Source organism: Falsochrobactrum ovis (genome assembly GCF_003259955.1).
Taxonomy (GTDB): domain Bacteria; phylum Pseudomonadota; class Alphaproteobacteria; order Rhizobiales; family Rhizobiaceae; genus Brucella; species Brucella ovis_A.
Map to the genome: position 1 here is coordinate 1 of NZ_QLMK01000008.1, position 13,461 is coordinate 13,461.

The following is a 13,461-nucleotide window of genomic DNA, read 5'->3' on the forward strand; positions in this document are numbered from 1 at the left end:
AGCGCCGCTACAAACGGCGCAACCGGATCGAGATCATGTTCGGGCGTCTAAAAGACTGGCGACGTGTCGCTACGCGCTACGACAGGTGCCCTATGACCTTCTTCTCTGCCATCGCTCTCGCCGCAACCGTTATCTTCTGGCTATGAGCAATGAGTCCTGAGCCTAGGTCAGCGAGAACGTGCATTGATGGCAGGAGGCCCGGCAGCCGGTTATCGCGGACAGTTTAACTAAGCTCGACGAGCGCGATGTGGGCGCTCGATTACTGTTCTCGTTACATAGAGGGCAGGAATCATGGGCAGGGCATAGGCGTGCGAAACGCTTTCATAAACCAAGAATAGCGTCGGGTTTGTGGGTGGATGCTGCAGTCACGGCGCATGAACATTTTCGCTCACCGCAACATATATGCGGACTATTCGCTAAGCGCAACCGTCACGTTTAACGCGTCATCGGTCACAGGAGGGACGAGATGCGCGGCGGTTGATTCATAAACAAGCATAAGTTTTTCGCGCAACCGGGCAGCCAATGGCGATAGAGGTCGACGACGTAGATTAAGCAAGAAGTAGGGTGCCACACGGATATCAAGCGGCACATCCAGTTTAACAAAACCCGCACTGACCGGAGGCCGAACAAGCAATGCAGCCACTTCTTCGGCCATGGGCGCAATAGCGTCGCTTTGCGCCAAATAAGCGATGCTCATCAACATTGACGGGCTGTTGATTATATTGTCTGGCTCCGGCAGACTGGCATTGGCAAACGCCGTGATAGTGGCCTCGCGAATAGGGGAGCCACGTTGCTGGAGAATCCACTCATAATTGGAAAGATCGGCCAGCGAAACCGATGAAGCGCGCGTAAGAGGGTGGCAGTCACGCACCAGAAAAGCAATTTTCTCATCGCGCATCGGCATGATATCAAATTCCCGACCGTCAAAATCGGGCAACACACGCGCCAGCACGAAATCCATCTTTCCTTCGACAAGGTTCTGCAATAACTCGCGAGAGGGCATGACATCTGCGGTTATTTCTGCACTGGGCGCGATGCGTTTGACCTCATGAATGGCAGACACAAGATAGCTCACCGCTGGTCCCGTAACCGCGCCTACACTGACCGAGCCCGCCTTTCCCGCCCGCAATTCGGCCACATCGGTGATAATGCTTTGCATTTCACGAAGCACACCATTAGTGCGGCGTAAAACGATACGGCCAGCATCGGTCGGCTCCATCCCCACCGGTAAGCGGTGAAACAACGGAGTTCCCAACTGTTTTTCAATGTCAGCCAACATACGTGAAGCGGCAGGCTGACTAACGGAAATAGCCATAGCGGCCAGTTGCAGTTGGCCGTGAGCGGCAATCTCATGCAGCAGACGAAGCTGGGTGGGCTTTAGAAGTGCATTAGTAAAATTAGACATAACATTTCCGATATGGAGAACGTTTAATATGTAATTTTACGTGCATGTAAAACCATTGCTAGAGTTTTGTCGAGCGCCATGGAGGACGCGACGGCATAATTTGATTCTATGTTTTGGGGGAGGAAAATATGAGAATAAGAACTGCGCTTTTGGCACTGGCAATAAGTACATCTTTTATAGGCTCTGGTGCTTTAGCGGAGACGGTGGGAATTTCCATGCCGACCAAATCTTCGGCGCGCTGGATTTCTGATGGAAATTCGATGGTCCAGCAATTCCAGGAAGCGGGCTACGACACCGATCTCCAATATGCTGAGGATGACATTCCCAACCAGCTTTCCCAAATCGAAAATATGATCACCAAGGGTGTTGATGTTCTGGTCATCGCATCGATTGACGGCACGACATTGTCAAATGCGTTGGAAAATGCTGCGGCGGCCGACATTAAAGTCGTTGCCTATGATCGCCTCATCCGGGAAAGCGATAATATCGATTATTACGCCACCTTTGATAATTTTCAGGTCGGTGTTTTGCAGGCAGAAAGCCTTCTTGCCGGATTGAAAGAGCGTTTTGGCGACCAGAAACCCTGGAATGTCGAACTTTTTGGCGGCAGCCCGGATGATAACAACGCCTATTTCTTCTATGATGGCGCAATGTCGGTTTTGCAGCCCCTGATTGACGCCGGCGATATCGTAATCGTTTCGGGCCAAATGGGGATGGATAAGGTCGGCACGTTGCGCTGGGACGGAGCGGCGGCACAGGCACGAATGGATAATATTCTATCAGCCAATTACACTGATCAGCAGGTCCATGGCGTTCTCTCGCCCTATGATGGTCTGTCGATTGGTATTCTCTCTTCATTGAAGGGAGTTGGCTATGGTTCAGGCGATTTGCCTATGCCTATCGTCACCGGACAGGATGCGGAAGTTCCCTCTATCAAGTCCATTCTGGCGGGCGAACAATATTCAACCGTGTTCAAGGATACGCGCGAATTGGCTCGTGTAACGGTTGGCATGGTTGATGCATTGCTGAAGGGATCAGAGCCAGAAATCAACGACACCAAAACCTACGATAATGGTGTGAAGATTGTGCCATCCTATCTGCTAAAGCCGGTTTCTGTCGACAAGTCGAACTGGAAAGAAGCACTGATCGATTCTGGTTATTATACCGCTGATCAGTTTCCAGAAGCGAAATAATAAGAGAGTCTGATGACCGCTCTTCTGGAAATGCGCTCGATCACCAAGACCTTTCCCGGGGTAAAGGCACTGGACCGTGTTAATCTCACGGTCCAGGAAGGTGAAATTCACGCAATTTGCGGTGAAAATGGTGCGGGCAAGTCGACTTTGATGAAAGTTCTGTCCGGAGTTTATCCTTCAGACAGCTATGAAGGTGAGGTCATTTATGATGGCGAAGTCACACAATTTCGCTCAATCCGCGACAGTGAAGAACGTGGCATCATAATCATTCACCAGGAACTGGCGCTGGTACCGTTACTATCTATTGCCGAGAATATTTTCTTAGGAAATGAACGGGCAGAAGCTGGCATTATTAATTGGGCCGAAACCTTCCGCGAGGCTGAAGGGTTGCTTCGGAAAGTAGGTTTAAACGAAGCTCCCGGAACGAAAGTTGAATCTCTTGGGGTTGGTAAGCAACAATTAGTGGAAATTGCAAAAGCATTATCCAAAAATGTTCGCCTCTTGATCCTAGACGAGCCCACGGCTGCTCTTTCCGAGAAAGACAGCGAAGTTTTACTAAACCTCTTGCTAGAACTTAAATCGCGGGGCGTGACGTCAATTATTATCAGTCACAAGCTCAATGAAGTGCGTCGGGTTGCTGATACGATTACAGTCATACGAGATGGTGCAAGCATTTCAACGCTCCACGTGAATAAGGAAGCAATCACGGAAGATCGCATTGTGCGCGATATGGTTGGGCGCACTATGGAAAATCGTTACCCAGAACGCGATTATCGGGCAGATGAAAACGTTTTAGAAGTGCGCAACTGGAACGTTTGGCATCCCGAACACGCCGACCGTCAGGTCATTCGAGATGTATCGCTGAACGTCAGGGCGGGTGAAGTGGTTGGGATTGCGGGCCTTATGGGGTCTGGTCGAACCGAGCTCGCTATGTCGATCTTCGGCCGTTCATGGGGGCGGAATATTTCCGGTGAAGTGTTTATTCACGGCAAACCCGCTGATGTGTCTGACGTGCCGCGAGCGATTGATGCAGGGATTGCCTATGTCACCGAGGACCGCAAGAGTCTAGGGCTGGTTTTAGATGAAACAGTGCGGTGCAACACGACCCTGGCCAATCTGGTTGGCGTGGCTTCTTGGGGGGTTATCAATGAGAGAGAGGAAACGTCCGTAGCTGAGAAATATAAAAAGGCGATGCGAATTCGCACCCCTTCGGTTTTTCAGCGAGCGATGAATCTTTCCGGCGGCAACCAGCAAAAAGTAGTGCTTTCAAAGTGGTTGTTCACTAATCCGGAAGTCTTGATCCTTGATGAGCCAACGCGTGGCATTGACGTAGGCGCGAAATACGAAATTTACGGAATTATCAATGATCTGAGCACGGCGGGTAAGGCGGTGATCATCATCTCGTCTGAAATGCCCGAACTGCTTGGAATGTGCGATCGCATTTATGTCATGAACGAAGGACGCTTTGTAGGCGAGCTGTCCCGAGCCGAGGCATCGCAAGAGCGCATCATGTCGCTGATCGTCAAAGAGCAGGAACAAGCATGAACAGCGAACCGTTAAATATAACTCCACAAAACACCGACGATATGGGTTCGAGAACTGTATCGGGAAAAACATCGGTCAAAACCTATCTCATACACCATATTCGTGAGTATGGGCTATTGATGGCGCTTATTGCCATTATGGTCTTTTTCCAGATCGTTACGGGCGGGACACTTTTACGACCTGTAAATATTACCAATCTGTTTCTGCAAAACAGTTTCATTATCATCATGGCGCTGGGTATGCTGCTGGTCATCGTGGCCGGGCATATCGACCTTTCAGTCGGCTCGGTGATGGGTTTTATTGGAGCCTTGGCCGCAGTTCTGATGGTCTCGCTCAATATGCCTGTCTGGGCGGTAATCGTTATCTGCCTTCTTTGCGGCATGCTGATCGGGGCGGTACAGGGTTATTTTGTCGCTTATTGGAGTATTCCTTCTTTTATTGTCACATTGGCCGGAATGTTGGTTTTTCGTGGCATGTCCTTATGGCTGCTTGAAGGACAATCCGTCGGACCGTTTCCCCGGGATTTCCAAGCACTTTCGACCGGTTTTATCTCTGACTTGTTTCTGGTCGGCAAACCCAATGTCACCGCAATCGCGGCTGGAGTTGTTGCGGTCATTCTGATCTTGTGGCTGGGCCTTCGTGGCCGTGCTCACAATGCACGTTATGGTATTGAGGACGAACCGGTTGGGCTCTTTTACGTACGCAATGCAATCGTTGCGGCTGCTATTTTGTTTGTAACATGGAAACTCGCATGGTTTCGCGGTCTGCCCAACGTTTTGGTCTCAATGGTCGTGTTAAGTGTCATCTATGTTTTCATGACCGAGCGCACCACTATAGGTCGTCGCATTTATGCGGTTGGGGGCAATGCTAAAGCAGCAAAACTTTCAGGCATACGCACAGAGCGGCTCACCTTTCTGACCTTCGTCAATATGGGTTTTCTTGCAGCCCTTGCGGGATTAATATTCGCAGCACGGCTCAACACAGCAACACCCAAAGCAGGTTTTGGCGTGGAGCTTGATGTAATCGCCGCCGTCTTTATCGGTGGCGCATCTATGTCGGGCGGCGTGGGCCGGGTTATTGGTGCCGTAACCGGTGCATTCATCATGGGAGTGATGAATAACGGAATGTCGATTATCGGCATCGGCATTGATTATCAGCAAGTCATTAAAGGGCTTGTTTTGCTCGCTGCGGTATTCTTCGATGTTTATAATAAAAAGAAGGGGGCGTGAATTGTTTCTCCCTGAGATTAAACTATTCAGTGCACATCTTTCAGCTTTATGTACCAATTTAGACAGGGATATTGATATGCGCATAGGTTGCCCTCTAACATTGATAAAAAAGGACAGCCAGCCATGAAGCTTGCACTGGTCGGTATCGGAAAAATTGCGAGAGATCAGCATTTGCCAGCCATAAGCGCCAGCTCTGATTGGGAGCTGGGGGCCACGGTTTCTCGCAGTGAACCGGCGGAACTCGATGGTGTTGATTGGTTTTCAAATATCGAAGACATGCTTGTGGCACGTCCGGATATATCTGTTATTTCACTATGTTTGCCACCGGTTCCACGCTATGCGGTGGCAGAAGCGGCACTAAAAGCTGGCCGTCATGTGATGCTGGAGAAGCCCCCAGGCGCGACATTGGCGGAGGTGCATGCTCTTGAATCATTGGCGAAAAAAGCCGGCGTTACACTGTTTGCTTCATGGCATTCACGCGAAGCTCAGGCTGTCGCTTTAGCAAAAGAGTGGCTCAAAGATCGCAAGGTCCATTCAGGTCGTATTATCTGGCGCGAAGATGTGCGCAAATGGCATCCCGGTCAGGACTGGATATTTGAACCGGGCGGAATGGGCGTTTTTGACCCTGGTATCAATGCGCTTTCAATTCTCACGGAAATATTGCCGCAACCGGTCCATCTTACCTCGGCTGAACTCGATTTTCCCGCCAATCGCGATGCTCCGATCGCTGCGCGTTTATCTTTGACAAGCAATATCCGCGCGGATTTTGACTTTCGTCAGGAAGGTGAGCAAACTTGGGATATTGAACTTTCAACCGATGGTGGTGATCTCGCACTCAGAATGGGGGGCAATATTCTGGAGACGAACGGCCAAGCTGTCGCCGGTGAGAATACCATAATGGGTGAATATCCAGCACTCTACGCTCACATGGCCAAGCTTGTGACTGAGGGAAAAAGCGACGTTGATTTGTCGCCCATGGTATTGGTTGCGGACGCATTCACAATGGGGCGTCGAGTAACGGTCGATCCTTTTTCGTTTTAGGTTTAATTCTGCCAGGCAAAATTGCTGGCATTACATCGCGAGGAGCAAGAGAAAACAAAACTTAAAGGGAAATGTCTGAGGTTGGAAGTTGGTCCAACCTCAGTTGAAATATAAAAATCTTAGACAGCTTATTGATTAAATTGAAGGCTGCTTTTGATGGGAACAGTGAAGAAAAACTTATGAATTGTTAACGCTCATTTGCGGACTTCGCTCAAGGCGGGCATTTCGCATCTGACAGGGGAGGAAATATCATGAGAACGAAAACTATTCTTGCAACAGTTGCTGCACTTATGATGAGTGCTGCGGCATTTACTTCTGCCGCCAATGCCGAAAGCCGCACGATCGGCTTTTCGCAAATCGGGTCCGAATCCGGCTGGCGAGCCGCGGAAACCACACTAACGCGCAATCAGGCGGAAGAGCGTGGCTATGACCTTCGTTTTTCTGATGCGCAGCAGCGGCAGGAAAATCAGATAGCTGCATTGCGTACTTTCATTGCGCAAGATGTCGACGCCATTCTGATCGCCCCGGTGGTCGAAACGGGTTGGGATTCCATTTTGAAGGAAGCACAAGAGGCAGAGATCCCGGTGGTGCTTCTGGACCGTATGGTTGACAGTGATCCGTCGCTTTATTTGACAGCTGTTGGATCAAACCTTGTCCACGAAGGCGAAGTAGCCGGAAAATGGCTGGTTGATACAGTGGGTGACAAGGATTGTCGTGTGGTTGAGCTTCAGGGGACCACTGGATCGAGCCCGGCGATTGACCGTAAGAAAGGCTTTGAAAACGCCATTAAAGACCATGCAAATATTGAAATTGTCCGCAGTCAAACCGGCGATTTTACGCGTGCTCTCGGCAAGGAAGTAATGGAAAGCTTCTTGCAAGCTGAAAATGGCGGAAAAGACATCTGCGCACTTTACGCCCATAATGATGATATGGCTGTGGGCGCGATTCAGGCTATCAAAGAAGCAGGCCTGAAGCCCGGTGAAGATATCCTTATCGTTTCAATCGATGGCGTTCCGGATATTTTCAAGGCCATTGCTGAAGGGGAAGCTAACGCGACGGTTGAACTGACACCGAATATGGCGGGTCCGGCCTTTGATGCGTTAGAAGCCTATTGGAAGGATGGTACGGAGCCTGAAAAATTCATTCAGACGGAATCCAAGCTCTACACCAAGGATGACAATCCTGCGGAAGAATATGAAAAGCGTAAGGGCCTGGGCTATTAGTCCACGCTAATGGGGAAGGCAGGGCGACGATGTCGGCCTGCCTTCGCTGCCTGCATCTAACAAAGTTACGCATAATTTGGTCGACTGGTTTCTTGGAAACCGATTGATAAATTTCTTAACGGACTGCTGAACCATGCTGTTCGCCGCGAAAGGTCAAGATGCTTTTATCTATCCGCTCCCTATCCAAATCATTTCCGGGCACGCTTGCGCTTGATAATGTGGATTTTGACCTGCGCGCTGGGGAAGTCCATGCTTTGTTAGGCGAAAATGGCGCGGGTAAATCGACCCTTATCAAATGCCTGACCGGCGCATATCGCCGAGATGAAGGCACGATTTCACTCGATGGGCAAAAAATTTCTCCACACTCCACGCTCGAAGCGCAAAGCTTAGGCATTGGCACGGTGTATCAGGAAGTCAATCTTCTTGAAAATCTAACCGTTGCGCAAAATCTGTTGTTTGGCCAGGAGCCGCGACGTTTTGGTTTTATCAATTCCGGCGCCATGAATGCGCAGGCGGAAGAAATGCTGCGGCCCTATGGGTTAGAGCTCGATGTAAAACGCGACCTTGGCAGCTATTCTGTTGCGATCCGCCAGATTGTAGCAATTGCACGCGCGGTCATGCTCTCTGGCAAAGTACTCATACTCGACGAGCCGACCGCTAGTCTTGACGCGCGCGAAGTGGAAATGGTGTTCAGTGTCGTACGCCAACTTCGCGATCGCGGCTTAGGAATTGTTTTTGTTTCACATTTTTTAGATCAGGTCTTTGATCTGACAGACCGTGTTACGGTGTTGCGCAATGGTCGAAATATAATTACCGAAGAAACTGCTACCTTAAATCGGATGCGACTTATCGAGCATATGCTGGGCCGGGAATTAACGGAGGATGCAATTCATACGAGGCCGCCCGCACGCGAGGCGCCAAAGCCAATGCTGAATTTTAAAAAGTTTAGCCGCCGCGCAGTCGTTGAGCCATTTGATTTGTCCGTCGGTAAGGGCGAGGTCGTTGGTCTGGCCGGACTGCTTGGTTCTGGGCGGACAGAAAGTGCTGAATTACTGTTTGGTTTGACAAAGCCGACGAGTGGGGAGGCCTATGACGAAACCGGACGACTTGATTTATCGTCTCCTCGCGCAGCCATCGGGCAAGGCTTTGGTTTTGCTCCAGAGGATCGCAAGACCGATGGGATAGTGTCCGATCTATCCATTCGGGAAAATATCATTTTGGGGCTTCAAGCACGGCGTGGCTGGATGCGTCCGGTTTCACGTTCAGAGCAAAATCGCATTGCCGATGAATATATCAAGCGGCTTGATATCCGCACTTCAGGCCGAGAAAAAGCGATTGGTGAATTATCAGGCGGCAACCAGCAAAAAGCTGTGCTCGCACGTTGGCTGGCAATGAACCCACGCTTTCTCATTCTGGATGAGCCGACGCGGGGCATTGATGTTGGTGCGCATGCAGAGATTATCCAGCTTATTCATCAGCTTGTTGAGCAAGGAATGTCATTGCTGGTGATTTCTTCTGAGCTTGATGAACTGATTGCTGTTTCAAACCGCATCATTGTTTTACGTGATCGTCAGCACGTAGCTGAGCTGGTCGGCGAAGAAATTTCTAGTGGCTCAATCATGCGTGCAATTGCCGGAATTGCAAAGGAGGCCGCGTGATTCAGCTGCTTAGGCGTATTGCACCACAACTCATCGCACTGGCGGCACTTGTTGCCCTGATTAGTGTTTTTTATCCCAGCTTTCTTTCCATGTCTTTTCATGACGGCAGGTTGGTCGGGCCAGTAGTGGACGTGATGAAACGGAGCGCCCCGGTAGCTTTACTGGCTATTGGCATGACTTTGGTTATCGCGACGCGGGGCATAGATCTTTCCGTTGGTGCTACCATGGCAATTTGTGGCGCTGTGGCTGCATTCGCAATTTCCGCCGGATGGGGGATTGGCGCCGCGGTCGGGCTAGCTTTGCTAGCCGGTGTTTTAGCCGGTTTATGGAATGGCGCCCTTGTAGCGCTGATTGGTGTACAGCCTTTTGTCGCCACGCTTATTTTGATGACGATGGGCCGGGGCATTGCGCAATTAATTACTGAAGGCCGTATTCTGACATTTAATGATCCGGCTTTTTCTTGGATTGGCTCTGGTATATTTTTGGGATTGCCGGTGCCAATATGGATATGGCTGATCATGGCGGTTGCGGTGGCGTTTGTGTTGCGCAAGACCGCTCTTGGGCTTTTAATAGAATCTGTCGGTATTAACCGGCGCGCCAGCGCCTTGGCGGGCGTAAACGCTACCGTGTTGCTTATTTCGGTCTATATCTGCGCGGGGGTTTGTGCTGCCTTGGCCGGGATGATTGTTGCTGCCGATATTCGTGGGGCCGATGCCAATAATGCTGGCCTCTGGCTTGAGCTGGATGCGATCCTCGCGGTTGTCATTGGTGGTAATTCGTTACTTGGGGGGCGTTTTTCCATTATTGCATCCGTATTGGGCGCGCTAATTATTTCAGCTATCTCAATAGGCGTTCGGCTGATCGGTTTCCCATCTGAATACAACCTCGTTATCAAGGCTGTTTTGGTCTTGATTATTCTGGTTGTGCAATCGCCCCGCCTTGCGACCGAGTGGCAATTCTGGCGCATGGAGCTTGCGCGTCAGGGGAGGAAACTATGAATATCCGCGCACTGCCACTCTATGTCACGATTGCCATTTTCATAGTGGCCTATGCCATTTGCTGGATGCAGTTTCCAGCCATGCTTTCTACACGCGTTATCGCCAATTTGCTCACCGATAATGCCTATTTAGGTATCGTTGCCGTCGGTATGACATTGGTTATTATCTCGGGTGGGATCGATCTTTCTGTCGGATCAGTCATTGCTTTTTCGGGGGTGTTTATCGCGGTAATGCTGCGAGATACTTCAATCCACCCGCTGTTAGTGTTTGCGATGCTGTTGTGCCTCACAACAGCTTTTGGCGCCGCTATGGGGTGGATAATCTATGCTTTGGCAATGCCCGCCTTTATTGTCACTCTTGCTGGCATGTTTTTTGCGCGTGGCATGGCCTATCTTATCTCGATCGATTCAGTGCCCATTCATGCCCCGTTTTATCAGACGCTTCAAAGTGCTTATTGGTTGATGCCGGGTCGCGGTAGGTTGACCCTGATCGCCGTAACGATGCTGGTGATTTTTGCCATTGGCATGTTGATTGCACATAAAACTCGTTTTGGTGCCAGTGTTTATGCCTTGGGTGGCGGTGAGGCCACCGCACGGCTAATGGGTGTACAACAGGGAAAAACGACGGTTTTAGTTTATGCCTTTTCCGGTGCAATGGCAGGGTTGGCGGGCATTGTCTTTTCAATTTACACGGGTTCAGGTTATTCACTGGCGACCGTGGGAACCGAACTCACAGCCATTGCGGCTGTGGTTATTGGTGGCACATTGCTGACTGGCGGCGCTGGCTATATGTTCGGCACTTTCGTTGGCGTTTTAACCATGGGTTTAATCCAAACCTACATCGTTTTTGACGGTAGCCTATCGAGCTGGTGGACAAAAATTGTCATCGGCATATTGCTGCTTTCCTTTATTCTGCTTCAGAAAGGTTTGCTGCATTTATCTGACCGTCATCTGGCAAAAGGCAGAACCATGTGAGCATCGGCTATGCGGGGTCGGGCCACCTTTAGCAGTTTGAAAATCGGCTCTTTGTCTTCATCAAAATAATATCAGTTGAAACTCAAAGAGAAACCAAGCAAAGCAGTAATGCGTATAGTTATTAGGCTGGCGCGGATCTCTTCTTTCTAATTATTCCCCAGGAACTCCATGTTAAATAATACAAAACCAGTTGGTGCTTACACAGGCCTGGCATTGTCTGGCCCAGCCATAATGCTTCTTGGCATGCTGATGTTTTCCATGAACGATGTGATGGGGAAATGGCTGGTTGCAAGTTACGGTGTGGGACAGGTTGTTTTAATCCGTAGTATTGCTGCGCTTTGTATTTTAGCGCCCTTCATCTGGCGGGCTGGATTGACACCCATATTTTCCGCTGAAAAACCTGGCCTGCAATTTGCGCGCGTATTTTTCTCAACGTTTGAGGTATTCGCATTTTATTATGCTGTAATGTATCTGCCTCTAGCAGATGTGATGACTTATTGGCTTGCAGCGCCGATCTATGTTGCGGCAGCTTCACCCTTTCTGCTTGGTGAAAAGGTCGGTTGGCGACGGTGGCTTGCCATTTTTGTGGGCTTTGTCGGAGTGATAATTGCGCTCAATCCATCAAGCACCATGTTTACCGCGCCTGCCTTAATATCCGTTGCTGGTACAATGGCTTTTGCATTCATGATGATTTCTGGTCGCCAGTTGCGCGGTACCCCTGATAGAACGCTTGCCTTTTTTCAGCTATTAGGAGCGCTTGTGGCGGGGCTGATATTTGCTCCTTTCGATTGGGCACCCCTTGCCTCAAGTTTCGAGCTGGTTTTGATGCTGTTGCTAGGAATAGTGGCAACGGGTGCGCATATGCTGGTAAACCGGGCGTTAAAGATTTCTGATGCCGCCACAGTCGCTCCATTGCAATATACGCTGCTGTTTTGGGCGGTGGTATTTGGGTGGATTTTCTTTGACGAAATTCCGACACTCAACGTGATTATTGGTGCGATCTTCATTGTTGCGTCCGGACTATTTATCTTCTTCCGGGAGCAAAAGTTGAAACGAAAGCGGGCATCGTCTGCATGATTTTTGTGGCGTGATCTGGTTTATCGTGGAAATGCATATGATTTTGCGGTGGAGTTAAAGCTTATCCAACTGGAAGGATTGCCGAATGACCCAAAGCCATATGGCGTGCGAAGTGGCGGAAATTCCAGCCGTTACTACGAAATTTCTGTCTGAAAATCGTCAAGCATTGCATGCCGCAGCCAAAGCGCTAAAAAATAGCGGTTTCAATCTCGTTGTGACCGTGGCTCGCGGGTCTTCAGACCACGCTGCAACCTATCTCAAATATGCGATTGAACTGGAAAAAGGACTTCCAGTAGCCTCGATTGGACCGTCAATCGCTTCAATTTATAAGCGCAGTCTGCGACTTGGCTCGGCATTGTGCATCGGAATTTCGCAATCCGGGCGCAGCCCGGATATTGTCGAAATGATGCGCTCAGCGAAAGAAAGCGGTGCTCGAACCTTGGCAATTTCCAATTTAGCCGATAGTCCGCTGGCACTGGCTTCTGATTTTTGCTTTCCATTACAAGCAGGGACGGAACAAAGCGTTGCCGCTACAAAAACATTTGTCACCAGTGTTGTTGCGGGTTTGGCGCTGCTGGCTTATTGGCGAGACGATCCCGAACTTATGGCTGCGGTGGAAGCTTTACCTTCTGCATTTGAGGCCGCTCTTGCTCAGGATTGGTCGCCGCTGGTCGAGCGGCTTTCAAAAGCGCAATCGGCCTATCTGCTAGGGCGGGGGCCGGCCTTTGCCATTGCTTGTGAGGCGGCGTTAAAGTTGAAGGAAACCTGCGGGTTACATGCCGAGGCATTCAGCGCTGCGGAGGTTCTCCACGGCCCTTCGGCTATTGTCGCCGCGGGCTTTCCGGTCATTACCCTTGGCGTTCAGGATGAAGCACTGCCACAGATGATAGCCACCGTCAGACGTTTGTTTGAACAGGGGGCCGACGTTTTTCTTACCGGCGCAGAGGTGCCAGGCGTTGTAACTTTGCCCTCAATTGCTACGGTTCACCCTCTTATGCAGCCCATCATTTTGGCGGTTTCATTTTACAGAATGGTTGAAATTCTCGCCCGCCGCAGAGGATATAACCCGGATATGCCGCCGCATCTTCATAAGGTTACAGAAACAGTTTGAAAGCTGG

At 50.1% G+C, this 13,461-nt stretch carries 12 protein-coding genes; 11 read left to right on the forward strand and 1 reads right to left on the reverse strand.

Annotated elements, in window-relative coordinates; genetic code table 11:
- On the forward strand, window positions 1-146 hold a 146-nt coding region (locus C7374_RS10335; RefSeq protein ID WP_146612710.1), incomplete at its 5' end, for a transposase.
- A gap of 263 nt (window positions 147-409) precedes the next feature.
- Here C7374_RS10335 and C7374_RS10340 read toward each other — a convergent pair.
- Entirely contained in the window at window positions 410-1,405 is a 996-nt protein-coding gene (locus C7374_RS10340; protein ID WP_111575554.1) for a LysR family transcriptional regulator, read from the reverse strand.
- Window positions 1,406-1,533: 128 nt separating this feature from the next.
- On the opposite strand from C7374_RS10340, the gene chvE reads away from it, so the two are divergent.
- From chvE to C7374_RS10390, 10 genes are all read left to right on the forward strand, one after another.
- Window positions 1,534-2,598 carry a multiple monosaccharide ABC transporter substrate-binding protein gene (gene chvE, locus C7374_RS10345; RefSeq protein ID WP_111575555.1) on the forward strand — a complete coding sequence of 355 codons (1,065 nt, stop codon included), beginning with the start codon at window positions 1,534-1,536 and terminating at the stop codon, window positions 2,596-2,598.
- Window positions 2,599-2,610: 12 nt separating this feature from the next.
- Window positions 2,611-4,143 (forward strand): multiple monosaccharide ABC transporter ATP-binding protein, encoded by a 1,533-nt coding sequence (mmsA, locus tag C7374_RS10350; RefSeq protein WP_111575556.1) that lies wholly within the window; start codon window positions 2,611-2,613, stop codon window positions 4,141-4,143.
- 17 nt (window positions 4,144-4,160) lie between these two features.
- A complete protein-coding gene (gene mmsB / locus C7374_RS10355) occupies window positions 4,161-5,372 on the forward strand; it encodes a multiple monosaccharide ABC transporter permease (RefSeq protein ID WP_374850458.1) in 1,212 nt (403 codons plus the stop codon).
- 123 nt (window positions 5,373-5,495) lie between these two features.
- Window positions 5,496-6,413 carry a Gfo/Idh/MocA family protein gene (locus C7374_RS10360; RefSeq protein WP_111575557.1) on the forward strand — a complete coding sequence of 306 codons (918 nt, stop codon included), beginning with the start codon at window positions 5,496-5,498 and terminating at the stop codon, window positions 6,411-6,413.
- A gap of 251 nt (window positions 6,414-6,664) precedes the next feature.
- Window positions 6,665-7,636, forward strand: coding sequence for a galactofuranose ABC transporter, galactofuranose-binding protein YtfQ (ytfQ, locus tag C7374_RS10365; RefSeq protein WP_111575558.1), 972 nt, complete (start codon window positions 6,665-6,667; stop codon window positions 7,634-7,636).
- A 158-nt stretch (window positions 7,637-7,794) separates the two neighbouring features.
- Window positions 7,795-9,294, forward strand: coding sequence for a sugar ABC transporter ATP-binding protein (locus C7374_RS10370; RefSeq protein WP_111575559.1), 1,500 nt, complete (start codon window positions 7,795-7,797; stop codon window positions 9,292-9,294).
- Window positions 9,291-10,292: an ABC transporter permease gene (locus C7374_RS10375; RefSeq protein ID WP_170130240.1), complete on the forward strand. Its 1,002-nt coding sequence runs from the start codon at window positions 9,291-9,293 to the stop codon at window positions 10,290-10,292. The genes C7374_RS10370 and C7374_RS10375 overlap by 4 nt, the downstream gene beginning before the upstream one ends.
- Window positions 10,289-11,266 (forward strand): galactofuranose ABC transporter, permease protein YjfF, encoded by a 978-nt coding sequence (gene yjfF, locus C7374_RS10380; protein ID WP_111575560.1) that lies wholly within the window; start codon window positions 10,289-10,291, stop codon window positions 11,264-11,266. Before C7374_RS10375 ends, yjfF begins: the two co-directional genes overlap by 4 nt.
- A 168-nt stretch (window positions 11,267-11,434) precedes the next feature.
- On the forward strand, window positions 11,435-12,343 hold the full coding sequence (locus C7374_RS10385; RefSeq protein WP_210205112.1) for a DMT family transporter: 909 nt from the start codon (window positions 11,435-11,437) through the stop codon (window positions 12,341-12,343).
- Between the two features lie 85 nt (window positions 12,344-12,428).
- Window positions 12,429-13,454 (forward strand): SIS domain-containing protein, encoded by a 1,026-nt coding sequence (locus C7374_RS10390; protein WP_111575561.1) that lies wholly within the window; start codon window positions 12,429-12,431, stop codon window positions 13,452-13,454.
- Window positions 13,455-13,461: the final 7 nt, after the last annotated feature.

Coding starts and splice junctions, on each gene's coding strand:
- C7374_RS10340 (WP_111575554.1), bottom strand. CDS start 1,405: ATGTCTAATTTTACTAATGCACTTCTAAAGCCCACCCAGCTTCGTCTG.
- chvE (WP_111575555.1), top strand. CDS start 1,534: ATGAGAATAAGAACTGCGCTTTTGGCACTGGCAATAAGTACATCTTTT.
- mmsA (WP_111575556.1), top strand. CDS start 2,611: ATGACCGCTCTTCTGGAAATGCGCTCGATCACCAAGACCTTTCCCGGG.
- C7374_RS10360 (WP_111575557.1), top strand. CDS start 5,496: ATGAAGCTTGCACTGGTCGGTATCGGAAAAATTGCGAGAGATCAGCAT.
- ytfQ (WP_111575558.1), top strand. CDS start 6,665: ATGAGAACGAAAACTATTCTTGCAACAGTTGCTGCACTTATGATGAGT.
- C7374_RS10370 (WP_111575559.1), top strand. CDS start 7,795: ATGCTTTTATCTATCCGCTCCCTATCCAAATCATTTCCGGGCACGCTT.
- yjfF (WP_111575560.1), top strand. CDS start 10,289: ATGAATATCCGCGCACTGCCACTCTATGTCACGATTGCCATTTTCATA.
- C7374_RS10385 (WP_210205112.1), top strand. CDS start 11,435: ATGTTAAATAATACAAAACCAGTTGGTGCTTACACAGGCCTGGCATTG.
- C7374_RS10390 (WP_111575561.1), top strand. CDS start 12,429: ATGACCCAAAGCCATATGGCGTGCGAAGTGGCGGAAATTCCAGCCGTT.